Genomic DNA, 18,280 nt, shown 5'->3' on the forward strand with positions numbered 1-18,280 from the left:
TTTCGCTTTTTGAAAAAGGTGCCTGTCCCCTTTTTGTTTTTTAATTATATCAAGCACCCTCATCCAGCACCCTTTTCACCCGGTCCATAAGGCTGCCGGCAAATGCTCCCCGGCCTATATCGGTTTGCGGCCCGCAGCCAAATCCGGCGGCCATATCGGTAAGCATCAATTTAACGGCTTGCATACGACGCCGGTGGAACTCTTCGTGCCCGATTTCATTTTCATCAAGGCCCAGACGCTTGCGCAGCATGTCCGGAGCAAAAAGAAAGGGGATAATCATTTGCACCACCCCGGGGTTCATCCATTCGCTGCAGCACAGTTCGCTTACCGCATAATCAATTAATTCGGTGTACTGGTCGGACATTTGGTAATAGACAAAAGCATCCGCGTCAATAAACCACTCCCGCACTGTCCATTGCCGGCCGGATTTATGGCCCAGACAAAACTGCAGGCGATCCACCATGAAAACGCGCTCTTCCCTGCGTTTTTCACCCTCCCCGTCCGGCAGGTAGCGCACCGCCCGGCCCAACGGAAAAGTGCGGCAGTTTCTGGACCTGGCCGGGTAAACGGAGCACTTGCCGTCTTCCAGCATAAATATGCAGGGCCCCTGTTCGGCGTGGGCCAGCCAGACCATGGGCCACCCGGTTTGCCTGTCCGCTTCCATTTTGCAATAGCGGGTGAAAAATGCCTGTCCGGATAGTTCCAAGTGCCGGGCCATCACTTCCACGTCCCAGGGGTCCAGCAATATGGTAATGTTCCGGCAGCAGCGGCCCATGCATTCCGGGCCGCAAGCAAATGAAAAAACATCATCCATACCCAGTTCTTCCAGAGTGTCATTTTCCAGTTTGTCCAGCACGCTGCGCTGAAAGTCAAAGACCATTTATGCCAATCTCCTCTCTAACCTATCACAATATTGTAGCGAAAAACTTTTTTGCCCGATGGATCCAAAAGCGGCAGGTCCGAAAGGGTAAGCCCCCGGCTTTGCTGCAACTCCGTTACGGCCAGGTAACCGTCCCAATACCGGTGGTGGTCAAAGGGCTTTTCCGACCCCAAGAGCACATTATCCCACCTGCCGCCGAAAACGCGGTAAAATTCTGTTTTGACCATATCTTCATCTTCCAAATCGTCCGGCAGGTCCGTCCAAACAGCCTTTAGATTACCCACGGCAACCACTTTCCTTGGCCAGTCTCAGCCCGGTTCGTAAAAGTATACGGGCATGGCTTCACCGGGTTCGCTGACCAAAACCTGTTTTAATAAATTGCCGTACAGGGTCCCGAAAACTACAAAATCGTACTTCGCGGCAATCCGGCAGGCAGCTTCTATCTCTGACCGGTTAATCGCCGCCAAAATATACTCCCGTAACATACGCCCCTCCGATCATTAAAAATACCACCCCGGGCACTGAGCCGGACCTGGTTATCCTTACTTATATTTCCGGGTGATTTTGGGATAATCCTGCTTTGTTTTATTAATTCGTGAATTTGGCAGCAAAATGCAAGTATGCAGCCTGCAGCCCGAGCATGTAAAAAAAACCAAAGAGGGACAGACTTTCATGTCGCTGTCGCGGCACCATCAGTAAAAGGGGACTGGCTCCATTTTCGTTTTTTGAAAATGGTGCCTGTCCCCCTTTTACCGGGTTGTTCCCCGCTGCGCTTCCAAATCTCCGCGTCGACGGGACTATGGTTCGCTTCGGGCCGAATTTGGCGGTCCTGCATATTGCGCAGTACGGGTAGTTATTCCGAGTTGTTTATTTACAACAGCTTTCTCTTTGCAAGCTATGCCGGTGGTTACTGCACGATTCGTCCCGCCAATTCGGCAACCTCAGCTTCACCTAGTCCCGTTACCGACGCTCCGATACGTCACTTGCGGGGAACAACCCGCCCGCACCCAATATGCCTTTTCAGGATAGGCACCTTTCTAGTACACTTTCCAATAAAAAAGAATAGACCCTGCAAACGAGGGCCTACTCTTTTATTTATCAACTTAATAAACCGGTTAATTAGGAAGCCAGGACCTTTTTCAGCTCTTCTTTCAAAATGGGCACCACCTCGAAAAGATCGCCCACAATGCCGTAGTCCGCCACCTTGAAGATATTGGCTTCCTCATCCTTGTTGATAGCCACAATGCACTTGGCGGAACTCATGCCGGCCAGGTGCTGAATGGCGCCGGAAATGCCGCAGGCGATATAAAGCACCGGCGAGACGGTTTTACCGGTTTGTCCCACCTGGAAGCTTTGCGGTATCCAGCCGGCATCCACGGCGGCCCTTGACGCGCCAACCGCCGCACCCAGCACGTCGGCCAGTTCCTCCAGCAGCTTGAAGTTTTCCGGTCCCTTCATGCCCCGGCCGCCGCTGACGATAATGTCGGCCTCGGTAAGCTCGGGGCGCTCGGATACCTGGCGTACGATATCCTTGATCACCTGGCGGATGTTCCCGGTGTTCGGGGTGACATTAATAATTTCCGCCTCTTTGGCGCCGGCCTGCACCGCAAAGGTATTGGGGCGGATGGTGGCCATCACCGGGCGCGCTTCCGGGCAGGCGGCCTTTACGATGGCCTTGCCCGCGTAAATCGGGCGGGTGAATACAAGCTGCCCGTCGGCAATTTCCATCCCCGTGCAGTCGGTCATCAAGCCGGTTTCCAGGCGCTGGGCCACCTGGGCGGCCAGGTCCCGGCCGGTAACGGTGCAGCCCATGAGGAGCACGCTCGGCGCATATTGTTTCACCAGGTCGGCGATAACATTGGTATAACCGTCCGTAGTATAGTTTTCCAGGGCGTCACTGTCCGCCACGTATACTTTATCAGCGCCGTATTCTCCCAGGGAAGCGGCCAAATCAGCCACTCCGTTGCCCAACAGAACCGCGCCCAGTTCTTCACCCAGCTGATCAGCTATTTTACGGCCCTCACTCAATAGTTCAAAAGTAACTTTCTTAATCTGGCCGTCACGCTGTTCGGCAAATACCCAAATTCCTTTTGCCATTTATAATAACCCTCCTTGCAAGATGATTGGTTCAACATGTTCGCCTGATGCAGTGCCACTAGATAACCTTGGCCTCTTCCCGCAACAGCTTGGCCAGTTCCGCGGCCGCTTCCGCCGCCTCGCCGGGTATGACTTTACCTGCTTTGCGGGGCTCGGGCAGCGTATAGGACAAAGCCTTGACCTTTGCTGCAACCTGCCCGTCCAGGCCAAGGTCGGCCAGGGTCTTTTTATCCATGGGTTTCTTCTTGGCTTTCATAATGCCTTTCATAGAAGGGTAGCGCGGCTCGTTAAGCCCTTTTTGGGCCGTGATAACAGCAGGCAGCGGCACTTCCACCACTTCGCTGCCGCCCTCGATTTCCCTGGTGGCTTTAGCCCTGCCGTCGGCTACTTCCAGTTCGGTGACCACATTCACCACGGGCAGGTTCAGGATTTCCGCCACCCGGCCGGCAACCTGGGCCGAGCCGTCATCGATGGCCCGAAAACCGCCCAGGATAATGTCATACCCCACATCTTCAATTGCTTTCGCCAGTACGGTAGCTGTGGCGTATTCATCCAACTCCGCATCGCCGGTATCCACCAGAACGGCCTTATCGGCGCCCATGGCCAGGGCCTGGCGCAGAGCGTCCTGAGCCGAACCCGGGCCAACGGAGATTACTGTAACTTCCCCGCCGGCGCTCTCTTTAAGCCGGAGGCCCTCTTCAACGGCAAATTCATCATAAGGGTTCATGATCAGGCTGACCCCTTTGCAATCAATTTTGCCGCCGGCATCCAGGGAAATTTTTGCTTCGGTGTCAAAGGTCTGCTTAAGGCAAACTACGATATTCATCATACGTCTCCTCCTTTGCTAACTATAATTAATTCCTGCCAAAGCGCCAGGATCATATACCATGTAATAAGCAATGCAAGACCTGTTCCACAAAACCGTATTTCCTAAATAGCACGAAAGGCGCGCTTAATTCAGTTCCCTTAGCGTGCGCCTTTCAATACTTTTTTCCTTAGCCCCGGCCATAAATATAGCCAGGGATATTTTCCTGAAAGACAAAAAAAACAGAACTTTTTCTTTCCAGCCCCCGTTTCGCCATACTCCAAAACCAATGAAATTTTGCATTAACTTTTGCATTTTTGCATCAAAACCTGAAAAAGCCTGTTAAATCTAAAATTACTAAAATGCATAATTACATTGAATGTTGTTTTGCAGAGGATATTTTTTGATAATTTGTAACATTTTTGCTGTTTATTTTATATTATGTTTAGAAAAAGACGGGAGGTATTATCATGTCGCATCATTATTGGTTGAAACAAGTTAAAGAAGCAATGCAACTGGAATTACAAGAAATAGGACTTATGGCCCAGTTGGCCCAACAACTTCCCACTGCCGCCATGCGCATGCAAGTAATAGGGAAAATTGCCGAAGAAGCTGTGGAAGCCAACACCTGGAACAGCATCTACGCCAGCTTCGAGGGAATGTATGGGCCGGGATTTTACAATCAAGAAACCGCAACGCAAAAATAGTACACCGAAATATAAATAAGGAGGTTACCTTATGCCCTGGCATCATTTAGTTAGCCAAATTATTAATATCGAACAACGGGAAATTCAACTCTATCAGCAAATCGCCAACGGCGCTCCCACCGCTGCCCTGCGCGACATGGCTATGTCCATGGCGGAACATGAAAGGCGCGAATTAAGTTTTTGGCATGATTTATTGCAAAGCGATGGATACGCGCCAGGCGGCGGTCATTATCCGCCTGGTGAAGGCTATTACCCTCCGGGCAGCGGTTACTACCCCCCGGGTGGCACCTGCCCACCGGGAGATACCTGTACACCGGACGGTTGGGCCGGCACCCCCTTGCAGGCGGAACAGAAAAAAGAAGAAAAAAAAGAAGAGAAAAAATAAAAACACTGTGTACCCCAAATAAAACCCCCGAAATTAGCCCGGGGGTTTTTTACTTTTAACGCATCCCACTCCCCCGGATAACGAAATTGGCTTCAGCGCTGCAGGATATTTTAACGATAACGGTAAATTTTACCATGATAGAAGTTAAGCCAAAATTGCGCACTTAACCCGCAATTAAATCGACAAAGGTAAATTTCAAGGTATCCACCAGACCTCGGTTGGTCAGGCGCAGTTCGGGCAGTACCGGCAGGGACAGCAGTGACATGGTCATAAACGGCGATACCAGGCGGCAGCCCAGATCTCCCCAAGCTTCATGCACGGCGTGCACCTGCCGGGCCACTTCCTCCACCGGCCGGTCGGACATCAGGCCGGCTATGGGCAGAGGCAGCAGCGCCAGCACCTTGCCGTCCCGCACCGCCACCATGCCGCCGCCGCAGTCGGCCAGAGTATTGCCCGCCAGGGCCATGTCGGCGTCATTCATACCCACAATGAGCAGGTTGTGGCTGTCATGGGCGACTGTGGAAGCAACGGCGCCACCGTTAAACCCGAAGCCCCGGACAAAACCCAGCCCCATGTCGCCGCTGCCGCCGTGGCGCTCGATTACCGCCACTTTGGCCAGATCACCGGTCAGCGAGGCCTGTAACCAACCGTCATTTACAGGCAGTTCGGCTGTGCGGTGCCGGGTCAGGACACTGGCCTCGATGATTTCCATCACCCGCACCGATACTTTGGGCGCCCCCGCCGGCGCGTCCAGGCGGAAATGGTCGGCCGTCAATGACTCTCGTAAATGCACCGAGCGCAGGGCACCGGCGGGATAGGCGACTGCCGGCAGGTCCGCCAGCAACCCTTTGCCCGCGGCGATTACCCGGCCGTCCGTCATCACCTTTTCAATTTCCACAGCTGCCAGATCGCTCAAAAACAGGATGTCGGCAAAACGGCCGGGGGCGATGGCCCCCAAGTCCCGGCTCACATTGAAACATTCGGCCACGTTGATGGTGACCGCCTGGATGGCCCGGACGGGGTCCAACCCCTCGCTGATGGCCCGGTGCACCACATGGTTCAGGTGCCCCACCGACAGCAGGGTGTCGGGATGGGTGTCATCGCTCACCAGGATGGCGCGGCGGCTGTGTACCCCGGTTTCCGTCAGGCTTTTTACGGTGGCCTTCACATCGTGCCAGGCGGAACCCTCCCGCATCTTGGCATACAATCCCAGCCGCATGCGATTCAAAGCATCCTCCGTTAAAACGGATTCGTGGCAGGAAGCGATCCCGGCGGCCGCATATGCGGCCAGGCCCTGAAAATCGCCCGGCATGGAATAGTGCCCGGTGATGGGCTTGCCCGCTTTCATGGTGGCTTTAAGTTCCCCGTGCACCCGGGCATCGCCGGCCAGCACACCGGGGAAGTTCATCATCTCCCCCAAACCGCAGATTCCCGGCCACTGCATGGCGGTGGCAATTTCTTCCGGGCCGAAGGTTGCGCCGGCATCCTCAAAGCCCGGGGCCGCCGGGACGCAGGAAGGCATGGTGGCAAAAACTTTCAGCGGCAGGTTGAGCCCTTCGTCCACCATTAACTTTACCCCGTCCATGCCCAGCACATTGGCAATTTCGTGCGGGTCCATGAAAACGGCCGTGGTGCCGCCGGGCAGGACCGCCCGGGCAAACTGGGTCACCGTCACCATGCTGCTTTCCACGTGCACATGACCGTCCATAAAACCCGGGCAAAGATACAGTCCGGAAGCGTCAATAACTTCCGTGTCCGGGCCGATAGTGTGCCCGACATCGCCCACGGTGGCAATGCGCTCACCCTTGATGGCCACGTCCCAGGGTAGTATCTCGCCGGTAAATACGTTCACCACCCTGCCCCCGCGAATGACTTTATCGGCGGGCAATTTGCCCGTGGCCGCGGCCACCAGATCCCGGGTAACCTCTGCCAGGGGGCGTCTGACTGGTACCACGATTACCGATCCCTCCGTTAATGCACCGGCTTGCGGGCATTGATATGATAATTTTTGCCATCGTGACTGCCCTTTGATTGGTAATCACAGCCGCTTTGCTCCAGCAGGTTGACAATTGGGTCCGCCTGGTGGGCGTCGGTGGATTCAATGGTTATAGCGATGACTTAAATCTATTCGCCCAAGTCTGTTGAAAACTGAAAAAATCAGTAAAATCAACGACCCAGGAACGCTAAATTTTCGTTATGTATGGTGGAGACGGGCCATATTCTACAGTAACCAAATATGCCCCTCACCGCAAAATGATATACCAGTTCAAAAACAAAGTAAATAGTGCAAACAAAGCAGAAAAAGCCGTACATAGATAAGCATCGGGGGGTGAATATAATATAACCCCGCATATTCACTTCTTAATTTTTCTCCGGTAAGCAACTAGCCACCAGGCAACGGCCACCCCGGCTAACAGAGCTATTGCCAGCAGCGTGTCTTCCAAAAACTCCATTATATTACCCCCATATTAACACTTTAATTTATTTGGGCCGCCGAACCGGTGCGGGCATCAGGCGAAAAGCCGTCCGTTCATTTATTCGAAAGTCCCGATACGGGTCAAAACGCTTTAGTCTAAGGGCGTTGGTCACCACAGAAACCGAACTGAAGGCCATCGCAGCGCCGGCCAACACGGGTGACAGAAACCCCAGGGCAGCCAGGGGAATACCCAGAGTGTTGTAAATTAATGCCCAAAACAGGTTTTGTTTGATATTTCGCATGGTGGCGCGGCTTAACTTAATGCTGGCCGCCACACCCCGCAAGTCCCCCCGCATCAAGGTTATGTCCGCCGCTTCCATTGCCACGTCGGTACCGGTGCCAATGGCAAATCCTACGTCAGCGGTGGCCAAAGCCGGCGCATCGTTGATACCGTCGCCAACCATCCCCACTACCCGGCCCTGCTCTTTAAGTTTATTTACTTCTCGCGCCTTGTCCTGGGGCAGCACCTCGGCCAGGACGTTTTGGGATGCAATCCCCACCTGCCGGGCAATCGCTTCTGCGGTGCGCCGGTTGTCACCTGTAATCATGATCGTTTCAATACCCATCTCCTTTAATGCCCGGATGGCCTCAGCCGAAGTATCTTTCACCGTATCAGCCACCGCCACCACGCCGGCCGCCCGATTATTTACGGCCACCAGCATGGCGGTTTTCCCTTCGCCTTCGAGCTTTTCAACCGTATCCTGAATTGCTGAAATAGCTATGTTTCGGGAAGCTAAAAGCCGGCGGTTACCGACAAGCAGCTGCTTGTCCCCAACTTGACCTGAGACACCGTGGCCGGGGATGGCCTCAAAGCCCCGTGGGTCCACCAGTTCAGTATCTTTTTCCCGCGCGCCTTTGACGATTGCTTCCCCCAGCGGGTGTTCCGAGCCCTTTTCCAGTGAAGCGACCAGTCGGAGCAACTCGCGTTCGTCCATATCGGGCGCGGTAATGAACACGTCGGTTAAAGAAGGTTGCCCCCGGGTGATGGTGCCTGTTTTATCAAGGACAATGGTTTTCAGGGCGTAGGCCTTTTCCAGGTGCTCACCACCCTTGATTAGAATACCGTTTTCCGCCCCCCGCCCGGTGCCTACCATAATCGAGGTGGGGGTGGCCAAACCCAGGGCGCAGGGGCAGGCAATCACAAGCACCGCAGTAAAATTTATCAGCGCCCGGCTGAAGTTTCCGGGTTCGGCTACAAAATACCAGGCCAGAAAGGTAGTTATGGCGATCCCCACCACGGCCGGCACGAAATAAGCTGAAATCACATCGGCCAGGCGTTGAATGGGGGCCTTCGCCCCCTGTGCTTCCTCCACAATTTTAATAATTTGGGACAGGGCCGTATCAGCGCCAACTTTAGTAGCTTTGAATTTAAATGAGCCATGCTTATTTATAGTGCCGCCAATCACTTCGTCACCGGCGCGTTTATCAACCGGAATGCTCTCGCCCGTAAGCATAGATTCGTCTACGGCGGATAAGCCCTCTTCAATAATTCCATCCACGGGCACTTTTTCTCCCGGACGAACCAGGACCAGATCGCCCACCCGCACTTCTTCAACGGGGATATCCATTTCCCGGCCTTCTCTGAATACCCGGGCCGTCCTGGCCTGTAAGCCCATCAGCTTTTTAATTGCTTCGGAGGTGCGCCCTTTGGCGATGGATTCCAATAAACGACCCAGGATGATCAGGGTAATGATAATTGCGCCGGTTTCATAATAAACATGACCCCGGATAAAAAAGGTAGTTGCCACACTGTAAAAATAAGCGGCCGTAGTACCCAGGGCCACCAACACATCCATGTTGGCGCTGCCGTGCCTCAAAGATTTATACGCTCCGCGATAAAACTGGAAGCCCGCGACAAATTGCACCGGGGTGGCCAGGGCGAATTGAAATACCTTGTTATGCACCAGAGCCGGCAGGTGTATATTAAACAGGTCCGCAAACATCATAGCTAAAAGTGGAATGGATAACGCCGCTGATAAAATGAGCAGGTTGGTCTGCCGCCTGGTTTCCCGCTCACGCTCCATTTTTTCCTCATCAGCGTCAAACCGCTTGTCCCCTTCTTCAGCCCGGTAACCAGCATCAGCTACCGCCTTTTTAAGTTCCTCCACATCCACCCGTGTTGGGTCATATTCTACAGTTGCCCGTTCCATGGCAAAGTTGACGTTGGCCCGGAGCACACCCGCCCGGTTAGATAAGGTTTTTTCCACCCTGGCGGCGCAGGCGGCGCAAGTCATACCACTGATTTTTAAATCCACCCGCCGGGTGGAAACCCGGTAACCCAGATCTACTACGGTTTTGAGCAGTTCGTCCACCCCTACCCGGTCGGGATCATAGTCAACAGTGACCTTTTCTACCGCGAAATTAACCGCCGCATTTAAAACCCCGCCTGTTTTTTTTAGCTGCCGTTCTATTTTGGCCGCACAGGAGGCGCATTCCATACCCTGTACTTTAAAGGATATTTTGGGGCTCACGTTGTCCCCCCTTGAAATAATTTAATTAGGAAAGGGGACACACCTCTCTTTGGAGTCGGGGCTTTAGGGTCGAGGAATGTCCCCCCAAAAGTTATTTAGTTACCTTAACGCTTAGTATTTGCTAAAAAATTTATTTTAATATTTTATGATTTATAGTAGCGCGGCATTTGCGAGATAGGTCCGGGCTGCAGCTTTAAGAGCCATTCCCGCATCAGCGTCGTCGCTTTTCTCCGGGATGGGGGTGAAAAACGGTGTAGATCCGTCCGGAAAATCCTCGTTGGTGCATCCAATACACCAGGGTGAATCTTCCCTTGTAGAGCACGGCGGTCTGTTCCAGGATCATTAAAGCGTCCTGGCCCTGGGCGGCCATAAAAGTGTTGCTGTATAAAAGATCATTTTGATCATTTAAAATGTTGTGGCTTTGGTAAAGGAGTTGCTGATTCTTTTTTTTACCTTAAATGTTAATTTTCTAAAGATACATATTTTTATTGTATTTTTACAAAAAATCATATATAATCAAAAATAATCATATTAAATCAAAATCAATCACAAACAATCAATAAATACGTTATGGTATTGCTCATTTTTTAATTTAAGGGGGCAAGGGAAGCACATTGTACAGCGAAGAGAGAAAGAAAATAGTTTTAGATTATATTCAAAAATACGGCAAGGCTTCTGTACAAGAACTCACGGAAGTTTTACAGGTTTCTGAAGCAACGGTGCGCCGTGACCTGAAAGACCTGGAAGATGCCAAGCTCTTAAAACGAACCCACGGGGGTGCTTTATCTTTACAAAATGTAAATTTTGAGCCCACCATTGGTGAAAAAAAAGTAACCCATTTAAAAGAAAAACATGCCATTGCTAAAAAAGCGGTGGAACTGATTGATGAGGGAGAAACCATTTTACTGGATGCCGGCACAACGACCTTTGAACTGGCAAAAGAATTAAAAAGCTTTGCAAAATTAACAGTTGTAACAAACGCTATTAATATCTCCCATGAATTACTCTCCCATCCGGGAATTGAAGTATTAGTGGTAGGGGGGATGCTGAGAAAAGAGACCCTGGCGATGGTGGGGCCCGTGGCAGAACAGTCACTTGGCATGATCCGGGTGGACAAATTGTTTTTGGCCATCAATGGACTGGATTTGGAAGCAGGGCTGACCACCCCCAACCTAATAGAGGCAGCCACCAAACGAAAAATGATCAAAATAGCCAAGCAAGTTTTCTTATTGGCGGATCACAGTAAAGTGGGGAAAGTATCTCAGGCTAAAGTTGCTGATATTGTTGAAGTTAATCAAGTGATTTTGGATAATGCCGTTGCTGAAGATACTCTTAATCAACTTAAAACAATGGGCATTACCGTTCACCTTGTCCACCCATAGGAGGAAACCACATGCAGTCAAAAGTTGTAACTGTCACACTTAACCCCGCTCTTGATAAAACCATCGTCATTCCCTACCTGGAAGTAGGTGGTCTGAACCGGGTGGAACAAGTACGTCTAGACCCCGGGGGGAAAGGTATCAATGTCGCGAAGGTGCTGAAAAAGTTTTCTGTTGATGTCATTGCCACCGGATTTATCGGCGGTTCTGAAGGAGAGTTTATTCAAAGAAGTCTAAATGGTTTGGGAATTGAAACAGGGTTTGTGGAGGTCCAAGGTGTAACCCGCACCAATCTAAAAATCGTTGACAACGAAACGAAAGTAACTACGGAAATAAATGAGCCCGGTTTTGCTGTACTGAGCGGAGATTTGGCAAAATTTCGCGATCAACTGGCGTCCCTGTTGCAGGATGCATCGATTCTTGTGCTGAGCGGAAGTGTGCCGCAGGGGGTGCCGGGGGACATTTACAGCGATTATATTTCTCTGGCCAAAGAGAGAAATGTGCAAACCATTCTTGATGCCGATGGCACGGCATTAAAGGAAGGTATTAAGGCACGCCCCTTTGCGGTAAAGCCTAACGCTCATGAACTGGCAGGGTTAATGGGACGTTCTCTGACCACAGAAAAGGATATTATTGCCGCAGGTCAAGAGCTGATCCAGGCAGGGATTGCGGTGGTCGTTATTTCCCGGGGAAGCGAGGGAGCCATTGCTCTGACCAAAGAAGAAGTTTACCGTGTAACTCCTTTCTCCATCATTCCTCAAAGCACGGTGGGTGCCGGGGATTCGATGGTTGCTGCCATAACCTATGCTATTTTGGAAAATAAACCCTTGGCGGAAGTGGCCCGCTGGGCTACTGTTGCAGGTACGGTGACGGCTTCTAAACCGGGCATACAGGTCTGTTCCCTGAGCGAAGTACAACCTTTGTTAAATGAGGTGCACGTTGCATCGATAGAGATTTAAACAGCAAAAAATAACGGGAGGGAAATAATGTGAAAAGAATCTTGGCTGTTACAGCATGTCCCACCGGTATTGCCCACACCTATATGGCTGCGGAAGGTTTGAAGAAGGCGGCCGAGGAAAAAAATATAGCGTTCAAGGTGGAAACCCGCGGGGCCGTCGGGGTTGAAAACGGGTTAACGGAGGAGGATATCGCCGGTGCCCATGCCATCATTATAGCGGCGGATACCGATGCGGATGAAGGACGTTTTGCCGGTAAGCCCGTTGTGAAGGCTTCGGTTGGTGAGGCCATTAAAAACCCGGGCAAACTGCTGGAAGAGGCGTTGAATAAAAAGCCGGCAACCCGGGACTATATTGCCGAGGCAGTAAAAACAAAAGCCGAGCGCAGCGCCCAACGGGTAGGCATTTATAAACACTTAATGAACGGTGTTTCTTACATGATTCCCCTGGTGGCCGGCGGCGGACTGATTATTGCCATCTCCTTTATATTTGGCATTGAGGCCTTTAAAGAAGAGGGCACCCTGGCTGCCGCTTTAATGGATATCGGAGGCGGTGCCGCCTTTGCCCTCATGGTGCCGGTTCTGGCCGGTTTTATCGCTTTTTCCATTGCCGAGAAACCGGGCCTGGCCCCCGGACTGGTAGGCGGTATGCTGGCGTCTCAAATTGGCGCCGGTTTCTTGGGCGGGATTTTAGCCGGCTTTATTGCCGGGTACGTTGCCAAAGGCTTAAAGGATGCCATCAAGCTGCCCAAGAATCTGGAAGGTTTAAAACCCGTATTAATCATCCCTTTCTTTAGCATATTGGCAACCGGCCTGCTGATGATTTATGTTGTCGGCGGTCCCGTAAAAGTCGTTATGGATGCGATGACAAAATGGCTGACCGGCTTAAGCGGCGCCAATGCTGTGGTGCTGGGGCTCATTTTGGGAGCCATGATGGCCTTTGATATGGGTGGGCCGGTGAATAAAGCGGCCTATACCTTTGGCGTCGGACTTTTAGGCAGTAGCATTTTCGGGCCGATGGCTGCTGTTATGGCTGCCGGTATGACACCGCCTTTAGGTCTGTGGCTGGCAACCGTTCTTGCTCCGAAGAAGTATTCCATTGAGGAAAGGGAAGCAGGAAAAGCAGCCGCTGCCCTGGGGATTTCCTTTATCACGGAAGGAGCGATCCCCTTCGCAGCCGCCGACCCCCTCCGGGTTATCCCAGCCATTATGACCGGTTCTGCGGTAACAGGCGCCCTTTCCATGTTGTTTGGGGCTACCTTAAGGGCTCCCCACGGTGGAATCTTTGTCCTGCCAATTCCCCATGCGGTAGGTAACCTTGGCCTGTACATTGTCGCCATTATCGTGGGTACCGTCGTTACCGCCCTACTGGTTAATCTTTTAAAGCGTAATCCTGTGACCAATGGGCAAACTGTAAATAATGAATAGAAGGAATGGGGGACCCCCCATTCCTTTTTTAAAAATTAATAGGCGGGAGGATATTCTTGATGAAGTTAACAGAAATTATAGAAAAGGAGATCATCCAGCTTTCCCTTGCTGTGCAGACGAAAGAAGAATGTATTGCCCGGATGACTGAGCAAATGGTCAAAGCCGGAGCAATCAGCAATAAAGAAGCCTTTATGCAGACGGTACTGGAACGTGAGCAAAAGGGGACCACCGGTGTCGGCTTTGAGGTGGCCATTCCCCACGGTAAATCCGCCGGGGTAGCCAGGCCGGCCCTGGGATTTGCCAAACTTGCCCACCCCATCGATTGGCAGTCCCTTGATGAAGAACCGGTATCCATGGTATTTTTAATCGCTGTTCCGGCAGAACAGGCAGGCAATGAGCACCTCCGGATTTTAGCCGCCATTGCCCGTAAGCTCATGCATGAAGAATATCGGAACCAGTTACGGGAAGCCGGGTCACCGGAAGACGTTATGCGGGTATTGGAAACCCTCTAAGGAGGTTATTAACGTGGTAACAAGAGAGGTAACAATTATTAATGAAACCGGCCTGCATGCCAGGCCTGCCCAACTCTTCATCCAAAAAGCCAATCAATTTCAATCCGAAATTAAAGTAAAAAAAGAGGACGGGTCTGAAGGAAACGCCAAAAGTATACTGGGCATGATGAGTCTGGGCCTGGCCAAAGGGTCGAAGATAACCATTGAAGCCAGCGGTGCTGATGAAGAACAGGCCGTTAAAGCCCTGGCAGAGCTGGTGGAACAAGGGTTTGGTGAATCCTGATGGCGGAACTGACGATCAGGGGGACAGGGGTGTCCGAGGGGATACGTTCAGGGAAAGTTCTTCTTTATCAGCCGCTTCGTAATCAAAACCTTCCCGGCCGGGCCGTAATATCTGAAGAAGAAGTCAATCATGAGCTTGAGCGGCTGCAACTGGCAAGGGAAAAAGCCTACCGGGAACTCCATGCACTCATTGAGCGGGCAAGAATAGAGCTGGGTAAAGATAAAGCGGCTATCTTAATGGCACAGCAAGCTTTTTTAAATGACCCGGCCTTTTACCCGGAGATGGAAAAGGAGATTCGCCAGCAGAAATATACCGCTGAAAAAGCAGTGACCGAAGTAGTGGAACGGTTTGCCGGCCTGTTTGAAGGTATGAATGATCAATACCTGCGGGAAAGGTCGGCTGATGTGCGGGATGTAGGCAACCGGCTGGTTTCATGCCTGCAGGGGAAGAAGGGCTTACAGTTAGCGGAGATAAAAGAAGAGGTCATACTGGTAGCGGATGACCTGGCCCCTTCGGATACCGTTCAATTGAACAAAAAATACATTCTGGGCTTTGTCACCCGGGTTGGGGGGAAAACATCCCATACCGCCATCTTGTCCCGTTCCCTGGGCATTCCGGCTATCGTCGGTATTGGTGAAGCTATTAAACAAATTCATGACGGGGATTGGCTAATTATTGACGGCAGTACCGGTGCATGTATCGTAAATCCGAACCCCCGTCTTATGAAAGAATACGAAGAAAAAAGGAAGATTGAGGAGCAGGCGTTACGTCAACTCGAAGAATTTACTTTTAAGCCTGCCGCAACAACCGATGGGTTCCGGGTGGAAATGTCCGCCAACATCGGCTCGCCGGCGGAGGCCAAACCGGCCCTGGAACAAGGGGCTGAGGGTATCGGGCTCTACCGGACGGAATTTTTATTTATGAATGAAGCCCAAATGCCTTCGGAAGAAAAGCAATTTGAGGCCTACAAACAGGTTGTGGCCACTATGGAAAACAGGCCGGTCATTATCCGTACGTTGGATATAGGGGGCGATAAAGAACTCCCCTACCTCTCCCTGCCGAAGGAAATGAATCCCTTTCTCGGCTACCGGGCTATCCGCCTTAGCTTGGATCAGCGGGAATTAATGGTTACCCAACTGCGGGCCATCTTGCGAGCCAGCGCCTATGGCAAAGTAAAAATCATGTTTCCCATGATCGCCAGCCTGGAAGAATGGAGACAGGCAAAGGCAATCCTGGCCGAAGTCAGGGACCGGTTGACAAAAGAGGGAGTTGACTTTGACCCGTCCGTTGAGGTGGGGATGATGGTTGAAGTGCCTTCCACGGCCATTTTGGCCGATCAATTTGCCAAAGAGGTTGATTTCTTCAGCATCGGGACCAATGATCTGGTCCAGTATACCCTGGCGGTGGATCGTATGAATGAAAAGGTTGGCTATTTGTATGACCACCTACACCCGGCCGTCATTCATCTGGTCAAAAAAGTTATTGAAGCATCCCACCGGGAAGGGAAGTGGACCGGCATGTGCGGCGGTATGGCCGGAGATCCGCTGGCAGCACCTCTGCTCATAGGGCTGGGCCTTGATGAATGGAGTATGGTGGCGGGTTCCATTAAAAAAGTGAAGCAGGTTATTTCGCAGGTGAACCACGAGGAATGTCAGAAACTGTTGGGTGAAGTCCTGGAACTCAGTACCACGGATGATGTTCGCAAAAGATTAGAAGATTTTCAAAAAGAAAATAACCTGACCTTGAGTGGCAATACGGGAAAATAGACTGGTCAGGTATGCTATCATACCTTTGCCCATTGGGATAAGGTACATACGCTGGTTACTGACTCCCGGTTGCCGGATCAAACCCGCCAGGGAGCTGGAAAACTCAGGGGTTAACTAACAAATTATAATAACAGGAGGAATTTAAATGACAGTAAAAATAGCCATCAATGGTTTTGGGCGGATTGGTAGAAATGTGCTTCGGGCGATGATTAATAGAAACTTAATCCAGTGGGGAGGGCCCGTTGAGATTGTTGCTGTAAACGACCTGACCGACCCGCAAACCCTGGCGCACTTGCTGAAATATGATTCGGTGCATGGCGAATTAGCCGCCGAGGTGGCTTGCACCGAAAATACCATTTTGGTAAATGATACAGAAATAAAAGTCTTTGCTGAAACCGACCCGGCCAAACTTCCCTGGGGCGAACTGGGTGTGGACATTGTCATTGAATCCACCGGCCGCTTTACCAAAAGACCCGCTGCTGCCGAACATATCCAAGCCGGAGCCAGGAAAGTGATTATTTCTGCACCGGGTAAAGAGGTAGACGCCACCATCGTGATGGGAGTAAACGATCATATTTATGACCCGGCAAATCATCACGTTTTATCCAATGCTTCCTGCACCACCAACTGTTTGGCTCCCTTGGCCAAAGTGCTGAATGAAAAATTCGGTATTGTGAAGGGTTTAATGACCACCGTTCACTCCTATACCAACGACCAGCGCATTTTAGATCTACCCCATAAAGACCTGCGCCGTGCCCGGGCTGCAGGACAGTCCATCATTCCCACCACCACCGGCGCCGCCAAGGCTGTAGCCCTGGTTCTGCCCGAGCTTAAGGGCAAGCTGAACGGTTTAGCCATGCGGGTGCCCACTCCCAACGTCTCTGTTGTAGACCTGGTGGTTGAACTGGCTCAACCTGCCACGGTAGAAGAGATTAACGCCGCTCTCCAGGAAGCCGCCGAGGGTTCCCTGAAAGGTATTCTAGCTTTCAGCTCTTTGCCGCTGGTATCCAAAGACTTTAGCGGTAACCCCCATTCCTCCATTATTGACGGCCTTTCCACCATGGTCATCGAAGATAATATGGCCAAAGTGGTGTCCTGGTATGACAACGAGTGGGGTTATTCCAACCGTGTACTGGATTTGACCCTGCTGGTTGCCGAAAAAGGGCTGTAGCATTTTCATAAAGAACAGTTGACCTTCATAAGCATATTGAGGTTCTCTATATTAATTGGTTATGATAAGAAGAAAAATGTGTTTACTGAGGGAGCGATTGATTATGGAATGGGTAAAGTTGCAGACTTTGTATGACTCTGAAGAGAAAGCGTTAAAAATTGCACGTATTGTTGCTACTACAGAATCAAGATTGGCAAATCAACCACGTGGTCCCCAGTATGAAGTGGAGACTACGATAGAGCAAGTAGAAGATAAGTGGCAAGTGTCATGGCGTAAGGTGTTTGTTGGTTATAAGACCGGCTGTGGTGGATGTCAATCCTGTCAAGACAAATTACCTGAGCAAACCAATGGTAATGGTAAGGTTATACCATTTAGAAAACCATCTGTTTAAGATTGCATATTCTCAAAAACAAAGAAGCCGCATTCCCTTATACCCCAAGGGTTTGCGGCTTCTCCATTACCCACATCGCCGTTCATGTTCAGAATTTGAGACTGGCTGGATGCGCATATTATAAAGCCATATCTGGTTTATTCCTATAACGCTGATCCAATTACAGCGTCCATTTCTATTTCGATGAGCTGGGTAGGGCGAAACAAGGTTGAAATCCCCACCAGGGTGCACAGAGGCTTGATGTCCTTAAAAAATTTTGAGTAGGCCTCAATGTACTCTTTGGCCCTGGTCATGTCCGTGGCATACATCTTGACCCTGATCACTTCCTCCCGCCTGGACCCGGCCTGCTCCAGGAAATCAATCATCTTTTCCAGGATGTATTTCGTCTGGGCATAGCCGTCATTTTCCCCGTAGACACTGCCGTCGGGCTGAACCGAGGCGGTCCCGCCGACGTAGACGAAGGGCCCCACCTTGACCACCTACCGGGCATATTTCCGGTGCTTTCGGAACCCTCATGGATATGCCCGCAATTACGGCTCTTCCAGTGTACCGTTCATTCTCTCTTGGCAATTTT

At 51.3% G+C, this 18,280-nt stretch carries 18 protein-coding genes; 10 read left to right on the top strand and 8 right to left on the bottom strand.

The window, feature by feature from the left end; genetic code table 11:
- Positions 1-49: 49 nt before the first annotated feature.
- From BM299_RS10470 to BM299_RS10485, 5 genes are all read right to left on the bottom strand, one after another.
- A complete protein-coding gene (locus BM299_RS10470) occupies positions 50-880 on the bottom strand; it encodes a YkgJ family cysteine cluster protein (protein WP_092483744.1) in 831 nt (276 codons plus the stop codon).
- A gap of 17 nt (positions 881-897) precedes the next feature.
- On the bottom strand, positions 898-1,164 hold the full coding sequence (locus BM299_RS10475; protein ID WP_092483746.1) for a hypothetical protein: 267 nt from the start codon (positions 1,162-1,164) through the stop codon (positions 898-900).
- Between the two features lie 24 nt (positions 1,165-1,188).
- Positions 1,189-1,365: a hypothetical protein gene (locus BM299_RS19335; protein WP_165608268.1), complete on the bottom strand. Its 177-nt coding sequence runs from the start codon at positions 1,363-1,365 to the stop codon at positions 1,189-1,191.
- 634 nt (positions 1,366-1,999) lie between these two features.
- Positions 2,000-2,977 carry an electron transfer flavoprotein subunit alpha/FixB family protein gene (locus tag BM299_RS10480; RefSeq protein ID WP_092483748.1) on the bottom strand — a complete coding sequence of 326 codons (978 nt, stop codon included), beginning with the start codon at positions 2,975-2,977 and terminating at the stop codon, positions 2,000-2,002.
- A gap of 58 nt (positions 2,978-3,035) precedes the next feature.
- Positions 3,036-3,803 (bottom strand): electron transfer flavoprotein subunit beta/FixA family protein, encoded by a 768-nt coding sequence (locus BM299_RS10485; RefSeq protein WP_092483750.1) that lies wholly within the window; start codon positions 3,801-3,803, stop codon positions 3,036-3,038.
- A 449-nt stretch (positions 3,804-4,252) separates the two neighbouring features.
- On the opposite strand from BM299_RS10485, the gene BM299_RS10490 reads away from it, so the two are divergent.
- Together BM299_RS10490 and BM299_RS10495 are read left to right on the top strand one after the other, a co-directional pair.
- On the top strand, positions 4,253-4,489 hold the full coding sequence (locus BM299_RS10490) for a hypothetical protein (RefSeq protein ID WP_092483752.1): 237 nt from the start codon (positions 4,253-4,255) through the stop codon (positions 4,487-4,489).
- 31 nt (positions 4,490-4,520) lie between these two features.
- Entirely contained in the window at positions 4,521-4,874 is a 354-nt protein-coding gene (locus tag BM299_RS10495) for a hypothetical protein (RefSeq protein ID WP_092483754.1), read from the top strand.
- Positions 4,875-5,037: 163 nt separating this feature from the next.
- Here BM299_RS10495 and ade read toward each other — a convergent pair whose 3' ends face one another.
- Both ade and BM299_RS10505 read right to left on the bottom strand, forming a co-directional pair.
- Complete coding sequence (gene ade / locus BM299_RS10500) at positions 5,038-6,828, bottom strand: adenine deaminase (protein ID WP_092483756.1); 1,791 nt, start codon at positions 6,826-6,828, stop codon at positions 5,038-5,040.
- 527 nt (positions 6,829-7,355) lie between these two features.
- Entirely contained in the window at positions 7,356-9,821 is a 2,466-nt protein-coding gene (locus tag BM299_RS10505) for a heavy metal translocating P-type ATPase (RefSeq protein ID WP_165608269.1), read from the bottom strand.
- Positions 9,822-10,435: 614 nt separating this feature from the next.
- Here BM299_RS10505 and BM299_RS10510 point away from each other — a divergent pair.
- From BM299_RS10510 to BM299_RS10545, 8 genes are all read left to right on the top strand, one after another.
- Positions 10,436-11,203 (top strand): DeoR/GlpR family DNA-binding transcription regulator, encoded by a 768-nt coding sequence (locus tag BM299_RS10510; protein ID WP_092483758.1) that lies wholly within the window; start codon positions 10,436-10,438, stop codon positions 11,201-11,203.
- 11 nt (positions 11,204-11,214) lie between these two features.
- Complete coding sequence (pfkB, locus tag BM299_RS10515; RefSeq protein WP_092483760.1) at positions 11,215-12,159, top strand: 1-phosphofructokinase; 945 nt, start codon at positions 11,215-11,217, stop codon at positions 12,157-12,159.
- Between the two features lie 29 nt (positions 12,160-12,188).
- Positions 12,189-13,583: a PTS fructose transporter subunit IIC gene (locus BM299_RS10520; protein ID WP_092483762.1), complete on the top strand. Its 1,395-nt coding sequence runs from the start codon at positions 12,189-12,191 to the stop codon at positions 13,581-13,583.
- A 59-nt stretch (positions 13,584-13,642) separates the two neighbouring features.
- A complete protein-coding gene (locus tag BM299_RS10525; protein WP_092483764.1) occupies positions 13,643-14,095 on the top strand; it encodes a PTS sugar transporter subunit IIA in 453 nt (150 codons plus the stop codon).
- Between the two features lie 13 nt (positions 14,096-14,108).
- The gene (locus BM299_RS10530; RefSeq protein WP_092483766.1) at positions 14,109-14,378 is read left to right on the top strand and encodes an HPr family phosphocarrier protein; all 270 of its coding nucleotides are present in this window, start codon (positions 14,109-14,111) and stop codon (positions 14,376-14,378) included.
- On the top strand, positions 14,378-16,144 hold the full coding sequence (gene ptsP / locus BM299_RS10535; protein ID WP_092483768.1) for a phosphoenolpyruvate--protein phosphotransferase: 1,767 nt from the start codon (positions 14,378-14,380) through the stop codon (positions 16,142-16,144). The genes BM299_RS10530 and ptsP overlap by 1 nt, the downstream gene beginning before the upstream one ends.
- Positions 16,145-16,289: 145 nt before the next feature.
- Positions 16,290-17,315, top strand: coding sequence for a type I glyceraldehyde-3-phosphate dehydrogenase (gene gap / locus BM299_RS10540; RefSeq protein WP_092483770.1), 1,026 nt, complete (start codon positions 16,290-16,292; stop codon positions 17,313-17,315).
- 103 nt (positions 17,316-17,418) lie between these two features.
- Positions 17,419-17,706 (top strand): hypothetical protein, encoded by a 288-nt coding sequence (locus BM299_RS10545; protein ID WP_092483772.1) that lies wholly within the window; start codon positions 17,419-17,421, stop codon positions 17,704-17,706.
- Between the two features lie 143 nt (positions 17,707-17,849).
- On the opposite strand, the gene BM299_RS10550 is transcribed toward BM299_RS10545, so the two are convergent.
- Entirely contained in the window at positions 17,850-18,176 is a 327-nt protein-coding gene (locus BM299_RS10550) for a Rid family hydrolase (RefSeq protein ID WP_425429484.1), read from the bottom strand.
- Positions 18,177-18,280 lie beyond the last annotated feature (104 nt).

Source organism: Desulfoscipio geothermicus DSM 3669 (assembly GCF_900115975.1).
GTDB lineage: Bacteria > Bacillota > Desulfotomaculia > Desulfotomaculales > Desulfallaceae > Desulfoscipio > Desulfoscipio geothermicus.

Coding starts and splice junctions, on each gene's coding strand:
- BM299_RS10525 (WP_092483764.1), top strand. CDS start 13,643: ATGAAGTTAACAGAAATTATAGAAAAGGAGATCATCCAGCTTTCCCTT.
- BM299_RS10490 (WP_092483752.1), top strand. CDS start 4,253: ATGTCGCATCATTATTGGTTGAAACAAGTTAAAGAAGCAATGCAACTG.
- BM299_RS10495 (WP_092483754.1), top strand. CDS start 4,521: ATGCCCTGGCATCATTTAGTTAGCCAAATTATTAATATCGAACAACGG.
- BM299_RS19335 (WP_165608268.1), bottom strand. CDS start 1,365: ATGTTACGGGAGTATATTTTGGCGGCGATTAACCGGTCAGAGATAGAA.
- BM299_RS10545 (WP_092483772.1), top strand. CDS start 17,419: ATGGAATGGGTAAAGTTGCAGACTTTGTATGACTCTGAAGAGAAAGCG.
- BM299_RS10480 (WP_092483748.1), bottom strand. CDS start 2,977: ATGGCAAAAGGAATTTGGGTATTTGCCGAACAGCGTGACGGCCAGATT.
- gap (WP_092483770.1), top strand. CDS start 16,290: ATGACAGTAAAAATAGCCATCAATGGTTTTGGGCGGATTGGTAGAAAT.
- BM299_RS10470 (WP_092483744.1), bottom strand. CDS start 880: ATGGTCTTTGACTTTCAGCGCAGCGTGCTGGACAAACTGGAAAATGAC.
- pfkB (WP_092483760.1), top strand. CDS start 11,215: ATGCAGTCAAAAGTTGTAACTGTCACACTTAACCCCGCTCTTGATAAA.
- ptsP (WP_092483768.1), top strand. CDS start 14,378: ATGGCGGAACTGACGATCAGGGGGACAGGGGTGTCCGAGGGGATACGT.
- BM299_RS10485 (WP_092483750.1), bottom strand. CDS start 3,803: ATGAATATCGTAGTTTGCCTTAAGCAGACCTTTGACACCGAAGCAAAA.